Source organism: Sphingomonas kyeonggiensis (assembly GCF_014204495.1).
GTDB classification, from domain to species: domain Bacteria; phylum Pseudomonadota; class Alphaproteobacteria; order Sphingomonadales; family Sphingomonadaceae; genus Sphingomonas; species Sphingomonas kyeonggiensis_A.
The window spans coordinates 348068-369101 of record NZ_JACHLN010000002.1 but is presented as its reverse complement, the minus strand read 5'-3'; the positions used below and the strand labels follow the sequence as shown (position 1 = coordinate 369101).

The 21034-nt window shown below is 67.4% G+C and carries 20 protein-coding genes and 1 tRNA gene; 8 read left to right on the top strand and 13 right to left on the bottom strand.

Annotation, left to right across the window (positions count from 1 at the left end; translation table 11 throughout):
* Positions 1-71: 71 nt before the first annotated feature.
* The gene (hfq, locus tag HNP52_RS09355; protein WP_311768436.1) at positions 72-626 is read left to right on the top strand and encodes an RNA chaperone Hfq; all 555 of its coding nucleotides are present in this window, start codon (positions 72-74) and stop codon (positions 624-626) included.
* Between the two features lie 8 nt (positions 627-634).
* Positions 635-1924 carry a GTPase HflX gene (gene hflX / locus HNP52_RS09350; RefSeq protein WP_184165916.1) on the top strand — a complete coding sequence of 430 codons (1290 nt, stop codon included), beginning with the start codon at positions 635-637 and terminating at the stop codon, positions 1922-1924.
* A 3-nt stretch (positions 1925-1927) separates the two neighbouring features.
* On the opposite strand, the gene HNP52_RS09345 is transcribed toward hflX, so the two are convergent.
* The 6 genes from HNP52_RS09345 to metG form a co-directional block, all read right to left on the bottom strand.
* Entirely contained in the window at positions 1928-2257 is a 330-nt protein-coding gene (locus HNP52_RS09345; protein ID WP_184165913.1) for a low molecular weight protein tyrosine phosphatase family protein, read from the bottom strand.
* On the bottom strand, positions 2254-3015 hold the full coding sequence (mazG, locus tag HNP52_RS09340) for a nucleoside triphosphate pyrophosphohydrolase (protein ID WP_184165909.1): 762 nt from the start codon (positions 3013-3015) through the stop codon (positions 2254-2256). The genes HNP52_RS09345 and mazG overlap by 4 nt, the downstream gene beginning before the upstream one ends.
* Before the next feature lie 231 nt (positions 3016-3246).
* The gene (locus HNP52_RS09335) at positions 3247-3891 is read right to left on the bottom strand and encodes a TIGR02281 family clan AA aspartic protease (protein ID WP_311768435.1); all 645 of its coding nucleotides are present in this window, start codon (positions 3889-3891) and stop codon (positions 3247-3249) included.
* Complete coding sequence (locus tag HNP52_RS09330; protein WP_184165906.1) at positions 3888-4655, bottom strand: MBL fold metallo-hydrolase; 768 nt, start codon at positions 4653-4655, stop codon at positions 3888-3890. The genes HNP52_RS09335 and HNP52_RS09330 overlap by 4 nt, the downstream gene beginning before the upstream one ends.
* Complete coding sequence (locus tag HNP52_RS09325; protein WP_184165903.1) at positions 4652-5431, bottom strand: TatD family hydrolase; 780 nt, start codon at positions 5429-5431, stop codon at positions 4652-4654. Before HNP52_RS09325 ends, HNP52_RS09330 begins: the two co-directional genes overlap by 4 nt.
* Positions 5428-6927 carry a methionine--tRNA ligase gene (gene metG / locus HNP52_RS09320; RefSeq protein WP_184165900.1) on the bottom strand — a complete coding sequence of 500 codons (1500 nt, stop codon included), beginning with the start codon at positions 6925-6927 and terminating at the stop codon, positions 5428-5430. The genes HNP52_RS09325 and metG overlap by 4 nt, the downstream gene beginning before the upstream one ends.
* Before the next feature lie 235 nt (positions 6928-7162).
* Between metG and HNP52_RS09315 the strand changes: the two genes are divergently transcribed.
* Positions 7163-7798 (top strand): hypothetical protein, encoded by a 636-nt coding sequence (locus HNP52_RS09315; RefSeq protein ID WP_184165898.1) that lies wholly within the window; start codon positions 7163-7165, stop codon positions 7796-7798.
* 147 nt (positions 7799-7945) lie between these two features.
* On the opposite strand, the gene HNP52_RS09310 is transcribed toward HNP52_RS09315, so the two are convergent.
* The 5 genes from HNP52_RS09310 to HNP52_RS09290 form a co-directional block, all read right to left on the bottom strand.
* On the bottom strand, positions 7946-8266 hold the full coding sequence (locus HNP52_RS09310; RefSeq protein WP_184165895.1) for a hypothetical protein: 321 nt from the start codon (positions 8264-8266) through the stop codon (positions 7946-7948).
* Between the two features lie 186 nt (positions 8267-8452).
* Positions 8453-9430, bottom strand: coding sequence for a DNA polymerase III subunit delta' (locus tag HNP52_RS09305; protein WP_184165892.1), 978 nt, complete (start codon positions 9428-9430; stop codon positions 8453-8455).
* Between the two features lie 169 nt (positions 9431-9599).
* On the bottom strand, positions 9600-10769 hold the full coding sequence (locus HNP52_RS09300; RefSeq protein ID WP_184165889.1) for a D-alanyl-D-alanine carboxypeptidase family protein: 1170 nt from the start codon (positions 10767-10769) through the stop codon (positions 9600-9602).
* Positions 10770-10786: 17 nt separating this feature from the next.
* Positions 10787-11890, bottom strand: coding sequence for an SPOR domain-containing protein (locus tag HNP52_RS09295; protein ID WP_184165886.1), 1104 nt, complete (start codon positions 11888-11890; stop codon positions 10787-10789).
* Positions 11874-12899: a lytic transglycosylase domain-containing protein gene (locus HNP52_RS09290; protein WP_260396039.1), complete on the bottom strand. Its 1026-nt coding sequence runs from the start codon at positions 12897-12899 to the stop codon at positions 11874-11876. The genes HNP52_RS09295 and HNP52_RS09290 overlap by 17 nt, the downstream gene beginning before the upstream one ends.
* Before the next feature lie 128 nt (positions 12900-13027).
* Between HNP52_RS09290 and HNP52_RS09285 the strand changes: the two genes are divergently transcribed.
* From HNP52_RS09285 to HNP52_RS09265, 5 genes are all read left to right on the top strand, one after another.
* A tRNA-Ser gene (locus tag HNP52_RS09285) sits at positions 13028-13117 on the top strand.
* A 22-nt stretch (positions 13118-13139) separates the two neighbouring features.
* Complete coding sequence (locus HNP52_RS09280; RefSeq protein WP_184165880.1) at positions 13140-13874, top strand: hypothetical protein; 735 nt, start codon at positions 13140-13142, stop codon at positions 13872-13874.
* A gap of 602 nt (positions 13875-14476) precedes the next feature.
* Positions 14477-16987, top strand: a complete 2511-nt coding sequence (locus tag HNP52_RS09275) for a TonB-dependent siderophore receptor (RefSeq protein ID WP_184165877.1) — start codon at positions 14477-14479, stop codon at positions 16985-16987.
* A 124-nt stretch (positions 16988-17111) separates the two neighbouring features.
* Complete coding sequence (locus HNP52_RS09270; protein ID WP_184165874.1) at positions 17112-18968, top strand: methyl-accepting chemotaxis protein; 1857 nt, start codon at positions 17112-17114, stop codon at positions 18966-18968.
* A gap of 86 nt (positions 18969-19054) precedes the next feature.
* The gene (locus tag HNP52_RS09265; protein WP_184165871.1) at positions 19055-20092 is read left to right on the top strand and encodes a DUF2332 domain-containing protein; all 1038 of its coding nucleotides are present in this window, start codon (positions 19055-19057) and stop codon (positions 20090-20092) included.
* Positions 20093-20108: 16 nt separating this feature from the next.
* Here the strand turns inward: HNP52_RS09265 and HNP52_RS09260 are convergent, their stop codons facing one another.
* Both HNP52_RS09260 and HNP52_RS09255 read right to left on the bottom strand, forming a co-directional pair.
* Positions 20109-20621 carry a hypothetical protein gene (locus tag HNP52_RS09260; protein WP_184165868.1) on the bottom strand — a complete coding sequence of 171 codons (513 nt, stop codon included), beginning with the start codon at positions 20619-20621 and terminating at the stop codon, positions 20109-20111.
* Between the two features lie 96 nt (positions 20622-20717).
* Positions 20718-20975: a PilZ domain-containing protein gene (locus HNP52_RS09255; protein WP_260396038.1), complete on the bottom strand. Its 258-nt coding sequence runs from the start codon at positions 20973-20975 to the stop codon at positions 20718-20720.
* Positions 20976-21034 lie beyond the last annotated feature (59 nt).

The following is a 21034-nucleotide window of genomic DNA, read 5'->3' as shown; positions in this document are numbered from 1 at the left end:
CGTCTGAAGCATTCCCCGGCTGGACGATTCGGCCGCCAACGCATAAAAGGACGCCGCTGCGCACCACACGGGTGCGCGGACCCGACGCCGGAGAACGGCGCCAAGCGGGAAACTCCCGCCAACAAAGAGAGTCACATACGATGGCCGAAAAGCAGACCTCGCTTCAGGATCTGTTCCTCAACTCGCTGCGCCGGTCGAAGACCCCGGTCACGATGTTCCTCGTGAAGGGCGTCAAGCTCCAGGGCATTGTCACCTGGTTCGACAATTTTTCGGTGCTGCTCCGCCGCGACGGCCAGTCGCAGCTCATCTACAAGCACGCGATCTCCACGATCATGCCCTCGGGCCCGGTCGATCTTGCACCGCTCCTCGAAGCGGTGGGAGAATATCAGTCCAAGAACCCGGTATTGCAGGAGATTTTCCTGAACGCGGTCCGCCGCCAGCAGGAAAATGTCACGATGTTCCTGGTCAATGGCGTGATGCTCCAGGGCCAGATCGCGGCCTTTGACCTGTTCTGCATGCTGCTCCAGCGCGAGGGCATGGCCCAGCTGGTCTACAAGCATGCTGTCTCGACGATCCAGCCGGCGCACCCGCTGAACCTCGCCGAGGAACAGAATAGCGACGACTGAGCGATACTATGACTACCGGTTTCGAGCGCGACCCCGATGAATTCACCCGGGGCGCGCGAGCGGTCGTGGTCTATCCGGACCTCGGCGGCAGCTCGCGTGACGCGGACGCGCGTCTGGAGGAAACTGCAGGCCTTGCCGCCGCGATCGGCGTCGAGGTGGTCGAGCGGGTGCACTTGCGCATCCGCGCGCCCAAGCCCGGCACGCTGATCGGCTCGGGCCAGGTGGAAGCCCTGGCCGAGACGGTCCGTGACAGCGAACTGACGCTCGCGGTGTTCGACGCCAGCCTCACGCCCGTCCAGCAGCGCAACCTCGAAACCGGGCTCGGCTGCAAGGTGATCGACCGCACCGGCCTGATCCTCGAGATCTTCGGCGAGCGCGCACGCACCGCCGAGGGCCGGCTCCAGGTCGAGCTCGCGCACCTCGACTACCAGGCGGGTCGTCTCGTCCGCAGCTGGACTCACCTCGAGCGCCAGCGCGGCGGCTTCGGCTTCCTTGGCGGCCCGGGCGAAACCCAGATCGAGGCCGACCGCCGGCTGATCCGCGACCGCATGGCGCGCCTGCGTCGCGAGCTGGATTCGGTCAGCCGCACCCGCACGCTCCACCGCGACCGGCGCCAGCGCGCGCCCTGGCCGGTGATTGCGCTGGTCGGCTATACCAACGCCGGAAAGTCCACGCTTTTCAATCGCCTGACCGGAAGTGACGTCATGGCGGAGAATCTTCTCTTCGCCACGCTCGATCCGACCTTGCGCCAGATCTCGCTGCCCGGCATCGACAAGGCGATCCTCTCGGACACGGTGGGCTTCGTCTCCGAGCTGCCGACCCAGCTCGTCGCCGCCTTCAAGGCGACGCTGGAAGAGGTGGTCTCGGCCGACCTGCTGATTCATGTCCGCGACATCGCGCACCCGGACAGCGAGGCGCAGAAGGACGATGTCGAGGCCGTGCTCGCCGATATCGGCGTTGCGGAGACCACGCCGCGCTTCGAAGCCTGGAACAAGGTCGATCTGCTCGACGACGAGCACCGTGAGGCGCTGCTCGCCGAGGCCGCGAAGCGCGAGGACGTGATGCCGGTCTCGGCCGTGACCGGGGAAGGGGTAGACGCCCTCATCACCGCGGTCGCCGCCCGCCTCACCGAAGGCCACCGTCGCTACACTCTCCACCTCGACCCCGCCGACGGCGCCGCCGCTGCCTGGCTGCACCAGCATGGCGAAGTGATCGAGCAGGGGATGGACGGCGATCAAGCAGTCTACGAGGTGCGCATGGCACCGCGGGACTATGAGCGGTTCCTGACGCGGAGCTGAGGCTCAGGCGGGCGGCAGGTAGCGCGCCATCCGCGCGCGCAGCAGTGCGATCAGCTCGGGATCCATGAACGCATATTCGTCGGGAATGTCGAGAACGACGATGTTCTTGCCGTTCAGCGCCGACCGATAGCGCTTCCGGATCTTGCTGCGATGCTCGCGTTCCATCGCGAAGATCAAATCCGCCCATTCGATCAGTTCGGCATCGAGTGGATTCTCGGCGTCGTTGTTGGTCCCGGCGGAACTCGTCTCTATCGCCGGATGATCGGCGAAGATCTGCTCCGCCGTCGGGCTTCGCAGCTTGTTCTGGCTACAAACGAACAGAACATTCTTCATCGTGTGGTGATCTTTGCTCTCACCCAGAGTTCTTCCTTGGCATCGAGGCTCAGTCCTTCGAACGCATCCCCAGCTTCATCCTCCATGGCCTTGAAACGCTTCTCGAATTTCTTGTTAGCACCACGCAATGCAGCCTCGGGATCGACACCCAGCTTGCGTGCCCAGTTGACCACCGCGAACAGCAGGTCACCGACCTCTTCCTCGACCTCTGCCGGGGTGACCGCAGCCTCGACCTCGGCCAGCTCCTCGTCGACCTTGGCGCGGGCGCCACTGGGGTCTGGCCAGTCGAAGCCAGTGCGGGCGGCGCGCTTCTGGAGCTTTTCGGCGCGGAGCAGGGCGGGGAGGCCGATCGCCACACCGTCCAGCGCGCTTTCATGGCCCTTTTCGCCCCGCTCCGCGGCCTTGATTTGTTCCCAAAGGTGATGGCCGCCCTCGGCCGCGCCCAGGAAGATGTGCGGGTGGCGGCGCTCCATCTTGTCGCTGATCGCGTTGGCGACATCGGCCAGGACGAAGTCGCCGGCTTCCTCGGCCATGCGGCTGTGGAACACGACCTGGAGCAACAGGTCGCCAAGCTCGTCCTTCAGATCCGCCATGTCGCCGCGCGCGATCGCATCGGCAACTTCATAGGCTTCCTCGATCGTATAGGGCGCGATCGTGGCGAAGGTCTGGACCGTATCCCATTCGCAGCCTGTCTTCGGGTCGCGCAACCGCGCCATGATGGCGACGAGGCGGTCGATGGCGGGAGCAGGGTTGGTCAATTGGTCCTCCAGGAAATGCTCCGCGACCCTAGGCAGGCGGTCACGCGAAGGAAAGGCTCAGGGTCGATTGCGCCGGGGCGCGGCATTCTCATTGGGCACATTGGGCGAAGAACGCCGGAAAACCGCGGCGGGGGCCTCGGAGAGAGGTCCGGAACGCTCTCCGCGCTAGATCGATAATATGCATTATGTAAAATGTTGGCGGCTCTGCGGGCGCGATACTGGCCCCTCGGCCTATTCCCGGTCTCGCGAACGCGGGATCACCAGCTGGGCTTCGGCTTGCTTGCGCGGCTCGAGGATCAGCGTGCGATCCTCGACGCGCCACGACTTCAGCCGCGACAGGAAGTTCATGCCGAGCACGTCGAGGTCGCCAAAGCTCTCGCCCACCACCAGTGGCAGGTCCTGGGTCGAAAGCGGCCCGATCGCGACTTCCTCGGCACGCGCCGACTGCGCCTGGACCGTGCCATTGGCAGTCTCGATCAGCACGGGTGGTGCCAATGCGGGTTTGACGTCGGCGGCCTCGGCCGTGTCGCGCGAGATCGCGGTGATCGTGGCACCGCTGTCGACCAGCATGCGTCGCTCAACGCCATTGATCTGCACGCGCGCCCAGAAATGCCCGTCCGGACTCATCTTGATGCGCACCGTATCGCCGACGACGCTCTGCTGCTCATAGCCGAGCTTTTCGGACGCGCGAGCCAGCAGGCCGCCCAGTTCCTGGCGATGATAGAGCACGATCACCATGGTGACGCCGATGATGCCCCAAAGCAGCACTGTCTGGAGCAACCCGCGCAGGCTGATCCGCTGCGCTGACAGCGCCCGGAGCGCCAGCATCAGCGCGCCGAGCAGCAAGATCAGCTGGATGATGCGATCATCGGTCACAACGCGACCTCCATGCCGTCATAGCCCGGCGCCACGCCCTCGGGCAGCGTCGCGACGAGCGTGGCATAATCCATCGAATTGTCCATGTGCGACAACAGGGTCCGGCGTGGGCGGAGGTCGCTCACCCATTGCAGCACCTCGCCCAGATGCGCGTGCGTGGGGTGCGGTTCGCGACGGAGGCAATCCACCACCCACAGATCCAGACCCTGATATAGATTACGCATATTACTCGTCATCTCATTGAAATCTATAGCATAAGCTATTGATTTTCCGTTAGCGTCGAAGCGTAATCCGGCTGAGGTTATGCCGCCGTGCGGCTGATCGACTACCCTGATGTGGATATCGCCGATCGTGATTGCATCGGGCAGCGGCTCGATTGCGATCGTCGGCCGGTAGAGTGCGCGGCCGTGAAAGGCGTAGGAGAAGCGAAGGTCGAGCTGCTCGAGGGTGAATGGGCGGGCGAGGCCCCTTACCGGCTCGCCGTTTCTCGCGTGCATGATCTGGCGGAGGTCGTCGATGCCGTGGCAGTGATCGGCGTGGTCATGGGTCCAGATGACCGCATCGAGGTCGCTGAACCCGGCCGCGAGGGCCTGCTCGCGGAAATCCGGGCTGGTGTCGACCAGGATCCGGGTCGTTTCGGTCGAGACCAGGACCGAGGCCCTGGTCCGCCGGTTCCTGGGCTCGAGCGGATCGCAATCACCCCAGTCGTTTCCGATCCTTGGCACGCCGGAGGAGGTTCCGCAGCCCAGGATCCGGATTTTCATGCGCGGGTCTTGGCGAACAACGCGTGAAAATTGGCCTGGGTGGCCAAGGCGAGGGATTCGAAACTCTCTCCGCGCAGCCCCGCAAGAAAGCGGCAGGTGTCCGCGACAAAGGCCGGCTCGCCGGTCTTCCCGCGATGCGGCACCGGTGCCAGGAACGGCGCGTCGGTCTCGATCAGCAGCCGGTCCAGCGGCAGCTGCGCCGCAGTATCCTGCAGATCCTTCGCGTTCTTGAAGGTCACGATCCCCGAGATGGAGATGTAGAAGCCCAGATCAAGCGCGATCTCCGAAAATTCCCGGCTCGCGGTGAAACAGTGGATGACGCCCGGAAAGGCCCCCTTCCCCATCTCGTCGCGCAGGATCTCGGCGGTATCCGCCTCGGCATCGCGGGTGTGGACGATCAAGGGCAGCTGGGTCTCGCGCGACGCCGCGATATGCGCCCGGAAGCTCGCCCGCTGGCGATCGCGGTCGCTGTGATCGTAATAATAGTCGAGCCCGGTCTCGCCGATGCCGACGACGCGCGGATGCCGCGCCTTCTCGATCAGCCTGGCCGCGCCGATATCGGGATGCTCGTCCGCCTCATGCGGATGGATGCCGACCGAGGCCCAGACATCGGGCTCGCGCTCGGCGACCGCGATCACCTCGTCCCATTCGCGCTCGCGCGTCGAGATGTTGAGCATCGCCGCGACCCCGGCCGCACGCGCACGCGCCAGCACCTCGGGCTGCTGCTCGCCCAGCCCCTTGTAGATCAGATGGCAGTGACTGTCGGCGAGATTCACGCTTCCTCCTTGAGCTCCAGCCGCGGGAAGATGGGGGTCGGCGGCGCGATCCGGAAGTCCGCATCGCCTTCCGGCCCGAGCTGCGCGAGCAGCTTCTCGGCCGAACCCGGCACCACCGGCGCGATCGTGACGGCAAGACGCCGGATCGCGCGGAGCAGCGTGTTCAGCACCGCATGCATCCGCTCGGGATCGGTCTTGCGCAGGCCCCAGGGCGCCTGGGCATCGATATAGGCGTTGCAGGCGAACACGCCGGCCATCCACAGCTCGACGCCCTGGCTCAGCGCCAGATCCTCGAACGCACGGATGAACCCGCCACAGGCATTCTCGACCTCGGCGATCAGCACGCCATCGGCTTCCTCGACGCGCCCGGCCTCGACATGCCCCTCGCAATTCTTGGCGATGAAGGCGAGCGTGCGCTGGGCGAGGTTGCCGAAACTGTTCGACAGATCGGCGTTCGCGCGGGTGACGATCGCCTCGTCGCTGAACGTCCCGTCATTGCCGAAGCTGACATCGCGCAGCAGGAAATAGCGCAGCGCGTCGACGCCGTAATAATCGGCCAGCGCCATCGGATCGACGACATTGCCGACCGACTTGGACATCTTCTCCCCGCGGTTGAGCAGGAAGCCGTGCCCGAACACCTGCCTGGGCAGCGCGATCTTCGCCGACATCAGGAAAGCCGGCCAATAGACGGTGTGGAAGCGGACAATGTCCTTGCCGATCAGGTGGATATCCGCCGGCCAGTAACGCGCCAGCCTTTCCTGATCGTCGGGATAGCCCGCTCCGGTCAGGTAATTGGTCAGCGCATCGACCCAGACATACATCACATGGCCGGGCGAACCCGGCACCGGCACGCCCCAGTCGAAGCTGGTGCGCGAGACCGACAGGTCGGCGAGCCCGCCCTCGACGAAGCGCAGGATCTCGTTGCGGCGCGATTCCGGACGGATGAAGTCCGGGTTGGCGGCGTAGAAGTCGAGCAGCGGCTTCTCGTACTTGGAGAGCTTGAAGAACCAGGTCTCCTCGGCGGTCCACTCGACCGGCGTGCCCTGGGGCGAGAGCTTCACGCCCCCTTCCCCCTCGACCAGTTCCTTCTCTTCGTAAAAGGCCTCGTCGCGCACCGAATACCAGCCCTCATAGCGATCGAGGTACAGGTCGCCGGCATCGGCCATCGCCTGCCAGATCGCCTGGCTGGCCTTGTAGTGATCGGCTTCGGAGGTGCGGATGAAACGGTCGCACGAAATATCAAGCTTCTCGGCCATTTCACTGAAATAGCTCGACATCTCGTCAGCAAGCTCGCGCGCGGTCATGTCGCGGTCGCGCGCCGTCTTGACCATCTTGAGGCCATGCTCGTCGGTGCCGGTCTGGAAGAAGACGTCGCGGCCCTGCTGGCGCTGGAAACGGGCGATCGCGTCGGCGGCGATCATCTCATAGGCATGCCCGATATGCGGGCGGCCATTGGGATAGTGGATCGCGGTGGTGATGTAGAAGGGGTCGGCCATTTGGGGCCTTTAGGCGATCCGTTTCGCTGCGTCACCCCGGCTGTATCGTTGGCTTTGCCCCTCCCCAATCCATCGCCGCTCCCCGGCGAACGCCGGGGCCTAGGGTCACAAGCGACACGGCGGAGAAACCCTGGGCCCCGGCTTTCGCCGGGGAAGCGAGGCGCCTACGCCATCCCCGCCTTCGCGGCATTGCCGGAATGGGGTATGAAAGGGCCTGAAACAGGGAGACGAACCCATGCGGATCCGGGCACTCGCGGCACTGCTGATCGCCACGCCGGCGGCGGCGCAGACGGCTTCACCGGTCAGCGACGAGGCGATCAGGAGCTTCCTCGAAAAGGGCGAGGAAGTCGAAAGCCGCACCGATGGCGACCTGAACGGCGACGGCCAGCCCGATACGGTGCTGATCGGCCGGGGCGACGATACGCGCACGCTGAAGGTGCTGCTGCTCGCCAGAGGCGAGTTCGACATCGACCTGACGCCGGTGGGCACGCTCAAGCTCGACAGCTATCCGCTCGGCGCCGCCGAGGTCAGCATCGCCAAGGGCGTGCTCAAGATCACCGACCTGACCGGCGGCACCACCGCGGTGAATGCGGTCTATCGCTACCGGCTGGTCCCCGGCCCCAAGCCGCGCATGCGGCTGATCGGGATCGACGCGACGCTCTACAGCCGCACCTATGCCCATGACGGCGCGGAGATCAGCTGGAACCTGCTCACCGGCGACTACATCAGCCGCGAGATGAAGCTCAACAAGAAGGGCGGCAATGCCGCCTATGACCCGATCCTCGAGAAGAAGAGCAAGAAGCCGAGCAAGGTCGTGCTGATGGAGGATACGCCCGATCCCAACGAACTGCTGGGCTGGGGGGATAAATAGGGGGTTCTGGTCTGGTCCCTTTCCTGGAACTGAGCAGTTCCCCGGCGAACGCCGGGGCCCAGGGTCACAAGCGGATCGGCAGAGAAACCCTGGGCCCCGGCGTTCGCCGGGGAGCGCTTCTGGATTGGCGAACCGCCTGGGAGCGGATCAGCCGAACAGCTTTTCCGTCGGCACCGGGGAGTCGGGCATTGCGACGCCGGTCTTGCGTTCGTGGACCTTGCGCACCGCCTCGGCGATTTCCTTGTCGATCGCTTCCTTCTCCTTGGGCGGGAGCTTCTTGTAGTCCTCCTCGGAGAGATCGTGCTTCTTGAGCACCGCGTCGCGGGCGCGCTGTTCCGGGGTTTCGCTGGCGGCTTTCTTGAACGCCTCCAGGATCGCGTCGAAATTGAGGTCGCTGGAGCCGTTGGTCTCGGCGGCCTGCGTGGTGGCGCCGGCGCCGATGCCGGAAATGCCGGTGATCGCGGTCATGGTATCTCCCCTGTTTCGGGGGCGGAATAAGCTTTGTCGGCTAAAGCCTGGTTAAAATCTTGTTCGTCATCCCCGCGCAGGCGGGGATCCAGAGCCAAGCAGGACCGACTGGGCAGAGTAACCCTGGATCCCCGCCTGCGCGGGGATGACGGAGAGAAAGGTCGGGGACATGGTCCCGAATTCCGGTCAGGAGCGCCCGAGCCGGGCGAGGATGCCGCTCATCTCGAATACCGTGCCCGCGGCATCGAGCGACAGGCCGGTCGCGGCGCCGCCGAGCTCGCGGGCGGCGCCATAGGCGTCGAGCGCGGTGCGCAGCTCATCGCCCGACAGCAGCCTGGCGCGCTCGGCGATGAAGCTGGGCGCGCGCTCGAGAAAGGCTTCGTAGCGCGGCTGCGCGGCCTTGGTACCGAGCAGCTTGGCGAGACGCGCGCGGACCTGGTTGGAAGGGTCGCCGGTTTCGACCAGCGCCGCCATGTCGCTATCCAGCGCGGCGATATCGAGCCCGGCAAAGCCCAGCGCGCGGCCCGGCGAGCCCTCGCCCGCCCTGACCAGCGCCGCGATCTCGCTGCCGGTCGCATCGGGCAGCTGCTGGTGCAGGACCTCGGTCACATCGGCATCGGGCAGCGCCTCGAAGCGGAGCAGCCGGCAGCGCGAGCGGATCGTCGGCAGCAGCCGGCCGGGGGCGTGGCTGACCAGCAGGAAGATGGTGCCGGCCGGCGGCTCCTCGAGGTTCTTGAGCAGCGCGTTGGCACCGCCACGCTCGAGATCGTCGATCGCGTCGATCACGATGACCCGGCGCGAGGAGAAGCTCGGCTTTGTCGCGAACAGCGGCTGGAGCGAGCGGACCTGGGCGATCGTGATCGAGCGGGCCAGCGCCTCGTCGGGCTTGTCCGGATCCTTGGGCAGGCGGACCAGCTCGCGATAGTCCGGATGCGCGCCCGCATCGACCAGATGGACGGTCTGGCTTTCGGCGGGAACGTCCCAGCCGGGGGCGAGGTGATCGCGCCCGGCCGCCTCGGCAAGCAGGCGCAGCGCCGCCTGGCGGGCGAACATGCCCTTCCCCACCCCCTCGGGCCCGGCGATCAGCCAGGCATGGTGCAGGTTTCCGCCATGCATGGCGGCGGCGAGTGCCTCGCGGGCGGAGTCGTTGCCGATCAGGGGCATGGCTTCTCTTATTCCCCTCCCTGCAAGGGAGGGGCAAGGGGTGGGTTAGAAAAGGTCGGGCTCGATGCCCGGCCTTTTCTCTTCTCACAGGCCGGTAGCTGGGCGCCCCCGGAAGGCCGGGGGCGCAACCCACCCCCTACCCCTCCCTTGCAGGGAGGGGAGTTCAGTCTCAGGCTCCGAACAGCGACCAGAAGCCGCGCCAGGCGCGGCCGAAGAAGCCGGCTTCGGCGACGTCCTTCTCGGCGACCAGCGGCACGGTCTGCGACGGCAGGCCGGGCGAGTCGATGATCAGGTCGGCGATATGGTCGCCTGCCTTGAAGCCGGCCGGGACCGGGCCGTTATAGACGATGCGGCCCTGCATCTCGGGCGCGGTGCCTGCCGGAACGGTGGCGCTCAGGTCGCGCGGGGCGATCACGCCGACGCTGCCCGAGGTGCCGCCCTGGACCTGGACCTCGCCGACCTTGCGGCCCTTCTTGACCAGCGCCTTGGCCTGCCAGGCGCGGAAGCCCCAGTTCATGAACTTCACCGACTCATCGGCGCGGCCATTGTACGAGGTGAGCCCGGCGACGACCATGACGAGGCGGCGGCCATTCTGCTCGGCCGAGCCGGTGAAGCCATAGCCGGCCTCGTCGGTGTGGCCGGTCTTGAGGCCGTCGGCGCCCTGGACGCGGCCGAGCAGCGGATCACGGTTGGACTGGCTGATGTCGGCGCCGGCGCCGAGCGTCTTGCCCCAGGTGAAGCTGGGGAGCGAGTAGAACTGCTTGTAGAGGTCCGGATGGTCGAGGATCGTCGCCTTGGCGAGGTGCGCGAGGTCGCGCGCGGTCACATAGGTGCGGCCCTCGTCCGGCCAGCCGTTCGACGTGCCGAAATGGCTGTTGCTGAGGCCGAGCTTCTTCGCCGCCTCGTTCATCCGCTGGACAAAGGCTTCCTCGCTGCCGGAAATGCCCTCGGCAAGGACGACGCAGGCATCGTTGCCCGACAGCGTGACGATGCCCTTGAGCAGGTCGGACACGGTCGGCTTCTCGCCCACCGCGAGGAACATGGTCGAGCCCTGGCTGTGCCACTTCCGCCAGGTCTCGGGCTGCACCTCGATCTGCTTGTCGAGCTTGAGCTCGCCCTTCTTGATCAGGTCGAACGCGACATAGACCGTCATCATCTTGGCCATCGAAGCCGGCGGCATGCGCCGGTCGGCATCCTTGGCATAGAGCACCGCGCCCGAGGACAGGTCCTCCATATAGGCGACGGGCGCCGGGGTGTCGAAAGGCGGCGGGCCGGCGGCGTTCGTCGACTGGGCGGCGGCAAGCGCCAGGAACGATGCGGCGAGCAGCAACTTCTTCATGTGATTCGTCCGGCCTTTCAGTTGGCTTGGACGCGTGCATCTCCATAGCCCGCGCCCGCGGCGCGCCGCCGTGCCGCGTCGGCCTCGCCCGCCGTGGCGAAGGGACCGAGCTGGACACGGTGGAGCCCGCCACCCGGCTTTACGAACCCACCAAGGCTTTGGGCAAGCGCTTGTGCGCGCTGCGCGTTAGAAAGTGCGGCGACCTGGACGATAAACCTGCCGTTCGCGGCGGGCCGGGCCGGCGGCGGGGCGGTGCGTGCGGGGGCCGGGCGCGGCGCGGCGGTGCGCGGCGGGGTGTAGGCGGGCGGCGCGTAGCTCGGTGCCGCGGCATAGCTCGGGCGGTTCGGCAGGCGCTTGCGCAGCGCGGTGAGCAGCACCTGGGGCGCGTCGGCGCGGTCGCCGGCGGGGCGGCCGGCCTGGAGCGCGGCCTTGTCCATCGCGGGTGGGTTCACGCTGCGCAGGCGGACGCCGATCGTGTCGCCACTGGCGCCGAGCAGGCGGGCGGCGCCGGCGGAGAGGTCGATCGGGTGGTCGGCGCCGGGATCGGTGCCGGTGACCAGCACCAGGATCGTCCTGCCGGTGTCGAGCGAGGTGACCTCGACATAGGAGTTGGCGGGCAGCGCGCGGTGGACGGCGACCACGGCCTGGTCGGCCGCGCCGCTGACCGGGCGGATGCCGGCATAGCCGATCTCGTCATAGCGCGGCGTCTCGCCCGGGGCGGGCTGCGACGAGCCGCTCGGGCCCTGCGCGCCCGCTGTGGGGTCGGCATAGTCGGCGGGCGCCTGCTGCTGCTGGACCGGGGGCTGGTATTGCGGCTGGCGCTGGACCGGCGCGGACCGGGTGCCGGGCACGGCATAGGACGCGCCGGGCGTGCTCGCCTGCGGGGCGGGCTCGCTCCATTGCGGCTGGGGCTCGGGCTCCGGCGCGGCCGGCCGAGGCGGTGCGGGGCGCGAGCGCAGCGTGCCGTCGGCCGCGCGCCAGGTCTCGCCCGACTGGGCGTCCTGCGCGCCGCCATAGGCTTGCGCGGCGACGGAACCCCGCTGCTGCAGGGCATGGGCATGGCTCGGGGCTACGGCGACAACCGTCAGCGTGAGCGCGAAGATGCTAGCGTTCGACCTCATCGGCGAGCAGGCCTACCGACAAAGCGTAAAAATTCGAGCAATTATAGTCGAGGATCACACGATAATTGCCGGTGAGCAGGTAGCCGGTCTTCCCCGGGCCGTCCGGCTCGAGCAGGGTCGCCTGGACATTGTCGGCCGGCCAGGCGCGGGTCTGCGGCACCACGCCGAGCGCCCGCCACTCCGCCATCGTCTTCCAGCGGCTGTGCCGGTCGAACACGCGCGGGCAGCGCGGCGCGACGGTCCTGTTGGCGATCGCGGCGCGGTCGAGACTGGCCGGCACGCTCACCGCGAAGCCCCAGGGCTGGCCCTTGCGCCAGCCGGCATTGACGAAATAATTGGCGATCGAGGTCAGCGTGTCCGCCTCGCTCGTCCAGATATCGGCCATGCCGTCGCCGTCGCCGTCGCGCGCCAGGCGGAGATAGACCGAGGGCAGGAACTGCGGGCCGCCGAACGCCCCCGCCCAGCTGCCGATCAGCTTCTCGCGCGGCACGCCGCGGTCGATCATCTTGAGCGTGGCGATGAACTCGCCGGCGAACAGGTCGCGCCGGCGTCCTTCATAGGCGAGGCTGGCAAGCGCGCGGGGCAGGTCGAAATTGCCCATCACCCGACCGTAATTGGTCTCATGCCCCCAGATCGCGACCATGATCGATTCCGGAACGCCGGTCTCCGCCTCGATCCGCTGCAGGCGCGGGCGCTGGCGCTGATAGGCCGCCCGCCCCTGCCCGATCCGCGCGGCATCGACATGGCTGCGGCGATAGGGCTCGAAGTTCGAGATCGGCGCGTTGGGCGCGGTCTCCGGCTGCTGCCTGTCGAGCTGCACCACCCGGGCGTTATAGGTGAGCGTCGGGATCACCAGGTCGATCGTCCGCCGGCTCGCGCCCTGCGCCGCCGCCTGGCGCGACAGCTCGCCCAGATAGGTCTGGAACCCACTTTCATCCTGCGCGATCGCAGGCGCACCGACGGGCGCCGCCGCGATCACGGCAACACCCAGCGCCAACAGGCTACGCATCACACCACTCGATCCCCGCATGCGCCTTTTGTGCCACAGGGAGACTCGATCCTGAACCCCCCAGCGGCGGTTTTCGTCAACAAATTGTGGCGGATCGTCGCCAATCCGGATAGCGCGAGTCGCAACGCGGAAAGGTGGCCGAGTGGTTTAAGGCAGCGGTCTTGAAAACCGCCGTGCGTGGAAGCGCACCGTGGGTTCGAATCCCACCCTTTCCGCCATATTCTTCAAGGGGGTATGGGCATGCGTGGATATTTGGTCGCAACTGTCGCCGCCATCGCGTTGCTTTCGCCCGCCGCCGCCCTGGCCGGGTCCTGCGAGGACAAGGCGGCCTTCGCCGCCCGGGTCCAGCCCGATATCGACAAGGCGTTCGCGCTGATGAAGGCGCAGGACAAGCCGGGTTTCACCGCCCTGCTTCCCGCGCTGCAGAAGCATTATGCCACCCTGCCCGCCGCGATGCCCGCGGCCGAACGCTGCGGCGCCGAGGTGCGCGTCTATGACGAGCACCAGTATCTCGCCTATGACGCCGCGAAGAAGGCCGGCAAGGCGATCGACGGCTTCCCGGCCGACTCCAACTTCGTGCTGACCAACCTCCACTATGCCGAGCTCGCCTATGCGGTCGGCTGGATCCAGTATGAGATGCAGGACTTCGCCGGCGCCAAGGCAAGCTACGCCAAGGGGCTCGCCATCTCCCCCAACCAGCATGACCTGACCAAGGAATATGTCGCGACGCTGCTGAGCCTGTCCGCCTATGGCGAGATGCCGCCCTTCGTCGACCGGTTCCTGGCCAGCGACAAGGACCTGGCCGGCGCCGAGCGCGCCAACCTGATCGCCGCGAAGGGCATCGCCCTGGTCGCGCAGAACGACATGGCCGGCGCAACCAACGCCGCGAACCAGGCAAAGGCGCTGGACGCAAATAACGAATATGCCGAGCTGGTGCGCAAGCTCGTCGCGCAACGCCAGACCAAGCCGAACTAAGACGAGCTTCGGTTACTGTGGTTCCGGCGCAACACCCGCCGAAGAACCGCGACCCGTACACACCCTGTATTGGAAGAAAGCCTTGCTTCTCAGAGTCATGCTCTGATTTGTCAGATAATATAAATTTTGCGTAGTCTGACCGCGCTTCTCCCGACCCGACTATATTAACCGATGGGCCCACCGGCCCGCTGAGGGGGAAAGGAGCGCAGCGGTACAAGAGCCTCGCAAGAGGCCAGGGAAGTTCTGGCGGCCACGGCAGCGTTTCTGCCGTTCGGCGCATCGATGCGGAAAGCTCCGGGAGGGGGGCGGCTCCGCGAACGCATCACCCGCAATCATCTCGCCACCGGCTGCGCGATCCCGTCGCGTCGGGCCGAGAGCCTGCGCGTGCCCGACGTTCGCAAGCCATCGCCGGTCGATGCCCTCGGGTGCAGCCCCAGGCCGGAACCATCCAGACCGCAGAAATTCCGCTTCGTCCGCATGGCTGGCCCGGTCCCGCGCAACGGGGGCCCGCCATCGCCGAGGCAGCACCGGCAGCGCCGGTTTCCAGGGAAGGAACGACCCCGCCGAGGGTCACAAAATTTTCAAAGGTGGATCGTCTAATCATGAAGAAGCATTTCCTGTTGATCACTGCCGCGCCGTTCGCACTCGTCGCCCCTGCCATGGCGTCGGAGACCGCGCCGGCCGCTCCGGCGACCAGCAACACCGCACCGAAGCCCGAGGGCGAGGCCCAGAAGACCCCGGCCGCCAAGAAGACCGAGGAAGTCTTCTCGACCGGCGTCGCCAAGGGCCGCGACCGCCTGGACAGCGCCACCTCGACCAGCGCGCTGCGCGCCGCCGAGATCGACAAGATCGGCGCCCGCTCGATCTCCGAGATCCTGCGCGACATCCCGGGCATCCGCTCGGAAGCGTCGACCGGTGAAGGCAGCGCCAACATCACCATCCGCGGCCTGCCGATCGCCTCGACCGGCGCCAAGTTCCTGCAGCTGCAGGAAGACGGCCTGCCCGTGCTCGAATTCGGCGACATCGCCTTCGCCACCGCCGACACCTTCCTGCGCGCCGACCTGAACCTGGCGGCGGTGGAAGCGATCCGTGGCGGATCGGCCTCGACCTTCGCGTCGAACTCGCCCGGCGGCATCGTCAACTTCATCTCGAAGACCGGCGACACCGAAGGCGGCGCCGTGCAGCTCTCGGCCGGCCTCGACTATGGCATGCGCCGCATCGACTTCGACTATGGCGCGAAGATCACCCCGACGCTGCGCTTCCATGTCGGCGGCTTCTACCGCGACGGCGAAGGCCCGCGCGCGACCGGCTTCACCTCGACCCGCGGCGGCCAGATCAAGCTGAACGTCACCAAGGAGTTCGACGGCGGCTATATCCGCTTCTACGCCAAGTATCTGGATGACCGCACGCCCGCGTACGACATCACCCCGATCGCGGTGAGCGGCACCAACGCCGATCCGAAGTACAAGAACATCGCCGGCTATGACGTGCGTCATGACTCGCTGTTCTCGAAGTTCTACCAGACCCAGCTGACCCTGGACGGCAACAACCAGCCGGTGCGCGACGACGTGACCGCCGGCCAGCACCCGATCCAGAAGTCCGTGGGCCTCGAGGCGAAGTTCGACATCGCCGGCTGGGACGTGACCGAGAAGTTCCGCTACTCGAACATGACCAACCATTACATGGGCATCTACTACACCCAGTTCGTGCCCGCTGCGGCGATGCCGGCGGCGTTCGGCGCCCCGGGCGGCACGCTGCGCTATGCCAGCGGCCCGAACACCGGCACCGCGGTCACCAACCCGACCACGCTCAACGGCAATGGCCTCGGCGCGCTGATGATGCTCGCGGATACCGACCTGAACGACCTGAGCAACGTCACCAACGACATCCGCGCCAGCAAGGTGTGGAAGCTCGGCGGCCATGACCTGACGACCACCGTCGGCCTCTACAGCTCGCACCAGAACATCGATTCCGACTGGAACTGGGCGACCGTGCTCAGCGGCATCTCGGACAATGGCGATGCCCAGCTGCTCGACGTCGCCACCGCCGGTGGCGTGAAGGTCACCCAGGACGGCACGCTGCGCTATGGCGCGCCGACCCCGGGCCAGTTCCGCCGCGGCTACAAGCTCGGCTACACCACCAACGCGCCGTTCGCCTCGGTCAACCTCAAGGTCGGCGGCGTCTCGATCGGCGGTTCGCTGCGCTATGACTTCGGCAAGGCCGAAGGCACCGTGTTCGGCGCCGATCTGGGCGGTGGCCGCGTCGGCGTCGCCCCGCGCGACGTCAATGGCGACGGCGTGATCTCGGTTCCGGAAATGGCCGTGGCGATCACCCCGGCCACCCCGGGCGTGGTCGACTATACCTATGGCTATCTGAGCTATTCGGCCGGCATCAACTGGCGCATCGCCGAACCGCTCGCGGTGTTCGCGCGCTACAGCCGTGGCGGCCGCGCCAATGGCGACCGCATCCAGTTCAGCCCGCTGGTCAACCCGAACACCGGCAAGATGGTCGACAAGGACAATGCGGTCGACGTCGTCCACCAGGCCGAGGCGGGCGTGAAGTACCGCAACGACAAGCTGACCCTCAACCTGACCGGCTTCTGGGCCAAGGCCGAGGACAGCAACCTCGACTCGACCACCGGCCTGCCGCTGCTGCGCGACTACAAGGCGATCGGCGCCGAGTTCGAGGGCAGCTACCGCATGGGCATCTTCAGCCTGACCGCGGGTGCGACCTATACCGACGCGGAGATCACGAACGACGTGTTCACCCCGGCGAACAGCGGCAACACGCCGCAGCACCAGGCGAAGCTGATCTACCAGGTGACCCCGCAGATCACGACCGAGAAGTTCAGCGTCGGCGCCGTCGTCATCGGCACCACCGGCAGCTGGGCCACGGCCGCGAACACGCTGAAGGTGCCGGGCTACACGACGACCAACGCGTTCGTGCAGTTCCGTCCGCTCGACCGCGTGACGCTGTCGGTCAACGCCGCGAACCTGTTCGACGTCATCGCGATCACCGCGATCGACGACGCAGTGATCCCGGCGGTGGGCGTGGCGCGTGCGCATGTGCTCAACGGCCGCACCATCTCGGCGGCGGTCCGCTTCGACTTCTGATCCGGCGCAGGGTCCGGGCCATGCCGGGGGGCATGGTCCGGGCCCCGCTCCGTATCGGAAGCACCCCTGAGGTGGCGGCGCCCTGCGGCCGCAGGCGCCACCATCCCGATCAAGGCTAGGAAATATGTTCAAGGCCATGAAGATCCCCAGGAAGCTGGGCCTGTCGTTCCTGACGATCTGCGCGACGGCGGCGATCGTGATGCTGGTGTTCTACTCCAGCATCTCGTCGATTCGCGGCTCGACCGACGCCAACAATCTCAGCCAGTCGATCTACGCCAAGGCGCAGGCGCTGGAGACCGCGCTGCTGCGCCAGAACAGCCAGATGCGCGGCTTCCTCGTCACCGCCGACGAGACCTATCTCAAGTCGTACAACGAGGGGCGGGACGACTATGACAAGACCTCGGCCGAGCTGGAGACCCTGCTGAAGGATCCCAAGCTGAAGGACGCGCTGGTCAAGTCGCGCGAGGAAACGCTCAAGTGGCGCAAGGACTGGAGCGATCGCCTGATCGCCAAGGTCAAGGCCGGCCAGCGTGACGCGGCCGAGGCCGATGTCCGCGCCGCCGGCAAGGCCGTGCTGACCAGCGCCGCCGTGCTGCCGCTGCGCGAGATCAAGGACGCACAGACCGCCGCGATCGAGCAGAACGGCGCCCGCCAGGAATCGGCGATCGGCACCGCCCTGTTCGTGCTGGTGATCGGTGCGATCGCGCTGATCGGCATCGCGATCACCCTCGCCGTCGTGCTCACCCGGCTGATCGCCAGCCCGATCTCGGGCCTCACCCGTACCATGGCGGACCTTGCGGCCGGCCGGAACGACATCGCCGTGCCCGACGCGGATCGCCGCGACGAGCTGGGCGACATGGCCCGCGCCGTGCTGGTGTTCCGCGACGCCGCGGTGGCCAAGCAGGCCGCCGACGCCGCCAATGCCAAGGCCGAGGCCGCGCAGAAGATGGTCGTCGAGACCGTATCGGCGCAGCTCTCCGAACTGGCCGGCGGCAACCTCACCGCCGAGATCAGCCAGGCCTTCCCGGGCGAATATGAAGCGGTGAAGACCAACTTCAACGCGGCCGTGACCGAGCTGCGCACGCTGATCGCATCGGTGATGGAATCGACCGCGGCGATCAACACCGGCTCGAACGAGATCGCCCAGGCCTCCGAGGACCTGGCGCGTCGGACCGAAGCCAATGCCGCCAGCCTCGAGGAGACGGCCGCCGCGGTGACGCAGATGAACGGCCGCCTGCGCGCGACCGCCGATGCCGCGAACCGCACGGTCGCCCGCGCCGACGAGACGATCGCCACCGTCACCGACGGTCGCGAGACCGCCGACGAGGCGATGCAGGCGATGACCCGCGTCGCCGACAGCGCCAAGGGCATCGACTCGGTCATCGAGGGCCTCGACAAGATCGCCTTCCAGACCCGGGTCCTCGCGATGAACGCGGCGGTGGAAGCTGGCCGCGCCGGCGAGGCGGGCCGCGGCTTCGCGGTCGTCGCCGACCTGGTCTCGGCGCTGGCGATGCGCGCGGAAGAGGAAGCGGGCCGTGCCCGCGACCAGCTCACCGCGACGCAGACCGACATCGTCTCGGCCGTCGATGCGGTGCAGAAGGTCGATGGCGCGCTGGCCAACATCTCGACCGGCGTCGGCGAGGTCCACTCGCTGCTCGGCGAGATGGCGAGCGACAACCAGGCCCAGGCGACCGCGATCAGCGAAGTCAGCACCGCGATCGGCGCGATGGACCAGTCGACCCAGCAGAATGCCGCGATGGTCGAGCAGACCTCGGCCGCCGCGCGTCACCTGGCGAGCGAAGTGACCACGCTCTCCGAACAGGCGCGCCGCTTCAAGGTCGGCGAGACCGGTCGGGCGACGCCGCGTGCGGCTGCGCGGGGCGGGTTCGACATCTCGGCCAAGCCGCTGCCGGCGGCCGCGGTGACGGCGCTGACCCGTCCGGCCAACGGCGCCGCGCTCGACGACTGGCAGTCCTTCTGAGGCGCACCGGCCCGGCGGCGTCATGCCGTCGGGCCGGGCCCCGGGATGCCCGCATGTCTCCGCCTTCGGGTGGCAAGGAAAACAGAATGCGCATGATGGTGCCCACGCCGGTGGGCGAGCTCCACCGCCAGTCCCGGGTCGCCCGCAAGCTCGGCTCGCCCTTCGTCGCGGCGGTGCTCGAGGCGGGGCATCGCCAGCTCTATCTCGCGCCGCGGACCGCCGAGCTGATCGCCGGCTGGCCGCGCGACCCCTCCGCCTCGGCCCTGGCGATGCGCTTCAACGCCGCGCTCCACGCACTCGCCCGCCGCGGCGAGCCCGAGGCGCTGCGCGCGCTCTATCGCCGCGAGCATGACGATTATGACGGCGCGATCGGCGCCGCGCTTGCCGCCTCCGACAGCTTCATCGCGCGCTGGATGGAGGATACGCCGCAGACCAACGAAGTCGGCCGGGCCGCCGCGATCGGCGCCGCGCTGATGGTCGCGCGGCGCCGGTTCGGGCTGCCCTTCGAGCTGCTCGAGCTGGGATCGAGCTGCGGACTCAATCTCAATCTTGCCCACTATGGCTATGACCTAGGGGGCATTTCCGCCGGACAGGTCGATTCGCCGGTGCAGGTGGTGCCCCTATGGACCGGGCCGGAGCCCCTGCCCGCCCCGATCGAGGTCGCCTCGGCGCGCGGTGTGGATCTCAACCCGCTCGACCCGGGCGACGCGGAGACGCGCGAGCGGCTGCTGTCCTATGTCTGGGCCGACCAGCCCGGCCGCGCCCGCCGGCTCGAGCGCGCGCTCGACCTGGCGCTGCGCCACCCGCCGCGGATCGACCGGCAGGACGCCGCCTCCTGGCTGGTCGAGCGGCTCGCCGAGCCGCAGCTGGCCGGGCGGTGCCGCGTCGTCTTCCACTCGATGGTGCTGCAATATTTCACCGGCGAGGACCGCGCGACGGTGCTCAACGCGATCCACGGCGCCGGTGCCCGCGCCACGGCCGAGCGGCCGCTCGCCTGGATCGGCTTCGAATGGACGCCGACGCGCAGCGAAGTGCAGCTCACGCTGACCTGCTGGCCGAGCGGCGAGACGCGCAGGCTCGCGACCTGCCACGCCTATGGCAACTGGATCGACTGGCTGGGCTGAAACGGGCGCCGGGGGCTCAATCCCCCGGCATCGCCTTCCACAGGGCGGATGCGACACCGCCGCCGCCGACGCTGACCGGCGATGTGTTTTCCTTCCCGTCGATCTTGAGCACCAGCATGGTGCTCAGCGCCGAGCGGCGGAAGCGCGGTTTGCGATGATCGGAGAGCGTATCGTACACGGCCCAGCTGCCGCCACGGGCGCTGGTGGTGTTCTGGCTGTTCTCCACCACCGACAGATGCCAGTCCCGCGCCGACTTGAGCTCGGCAACGGAGGTGGCGGACTGCAACCGCACCGGCGGCTGCGAAACGGTCGTGGTCGAGAGATCGGCACGTTCGAGACCGCGATAGGCGATCGGCACGAAGCCGGCAGGCCGCGCCACCGCGGCCTTGCGGCCCGGCACATTGCGCGCAGCCCCATCGGCGGCGAGCATCGCCTTCAGGTTCGGAACGATCGGCAGGTCCTTATCGCCTGCCAGTACCGTCGTGGGCGCGGCACATGCCGCCGCGCAAAGCAGCAGACCCTTGAGCATCACCAGTTTCCCCAGCAGGTGAAGTTCGTGGAGGATGTCTTAGTTTGCGCCCATGCGCAATCACCCCGTGCATCCTTTCGGCGCACAGGGCCATCATTATGCCGTAAGTATCTCGAACGCTTCGGGCGTGAGCGAAGTCTGGAACTCGAGGCCGGCCTCGAAATCGTCCGACCAGACGACGCGAGCGGCGACATGCCCGATCCTGGGCAGCGCCAGCCAGATCATGGAGTTGGCCTTCACCACCGAATAGGTATGGATGCGGGCACCGTGGAGCGAAACGTCCACCACCTTGCAGAGCGCGCGGTCAAGGCCACCCCGCCCGATCTTCGCATCGAGCGAGACCGGTGCGCGCATGGACCTGCGCCGGCCAAGTTCCTCGGCCGGTTCGAATTCCGCTGCGAATGCTCGTGCTG

Excerpts from the sequence above, each read along its gene's own strand:
- HNP52_RS09290 (WP_260396039.1), bottom strand. The coding sequence starts at position 12,899 with ATGCGTAGCCTGTTGGCGCTGGGTGTTGCCGTGATCGCGGCGGCGCCC.
- HNP52_RS09260 (WP_184165868.1), bottom strand. The coding sequence starts at position 20,621 with ATGCTCAAGGGTCTGCTGCTTTGCGCGGCGGCATGTGCCGCGCCCACG.
- HNP52_RS09305 (WP_184165892.1), bottom strand. The coding sequence starts at position 9,430 with ATGCCCCTGATCGGCAACGACTCCGCCCGCGAGGCACTCGCCGCCGCC.
- HNP52_RS09295 (WP_184165886.1), bottom strand. The coding sequence starts at position 11,890 with ATGAGGTCGAACGCTAGCATCTTCGCGCTCACGCTGACGGTTGTCGCC.
- HNP52_RS09300 (WP_184165889.1), bottom strand. The coding sequence starts at position 10,769 with ATGAAGAAGTTGCTGCTCGCCGCATCGTTCCTGGCGCTTGCCGCCGCC.
- HNP52_RS09345 (WP_184165913.1), bottom strand. The coding sequence starts at position 2,257 with ATGAAGAATGTTCTGTTCGTTTGTAGCCAGAACAAGCTGCGAAGCCCG.
- HNP52_RS09330 (WP_184165906.1), bottom strand. The coding sequence starts at position 4,655 with ATGAAAATCCGGATCCTGGGCTGCGGAACCTCCTCCGGCGTGCCAAGG.
- HNP52_RS09255 (WP_260396038.1), bottom strand. The coding sequence starts at position 20,975 with ATGCGCGCACCGGTCTCGCTCGATGCGAAGATCGGGCGGGGTGGCCTT.
- HNP52_RS09315 (WP_184165898.1), top strand. The coding sequence starts at position 7,163 with ATGCGGATCCGGGCACTCGCGGCACTGCTGATCGCCACGCCGGCGGCG.
- metG (WP_184165900.1), bottom strand. The coding sequence starts at position 6,927 with ATGGCCGACCCCTTCTACATCACCACCGCGATCCACTATCCCAATGGC.
- HNP52_RS09265 (WP_184165871.1), top strand. The coding sequence starts at position 19,055 with ATGCGCATGATGGTGCCCACGCCGGTGGGCGAGCTCCACCGCCAGTCC.
- HNP52_RS09310 (WP_184165895.1), bottom strand. The coding sequence starts at position 8,266 with ATGACCGCGATCACCGGCATTTCCGGCATCGGCGCCGGCGCCACCACG.
- HNP52_RS09275 (WP_184165877.1), top strand. The coding sequence starts at position 14,477 with ATGAAGAAGCATTTCCTGTTGATCACTGCCGCGCCGTTCGCACTCGTC.
- HNP52_RS09270 (WP_184165874.1), top strand. The coding sequence starts at position 17,112 with ATGTTCAAGGCCATGAAGATCCCCAGGAAGCTGGGCCTGTCGTTCCTG.
- HNP52_RS09280 (WP_184165880.1), top strand. The coding sequence starts at position 13,140 with ATGCGTGGATATTTGGTCGCAACTGTCGCCGCCATCGCGTTGCTTTCG.
- hflX (WP_184165916.1), top strand. The coding sequence starts at position 635 with ATGACTACCGGTTTCGAGCGCGACCCCGATGAATTCACCCGGGGCGCG.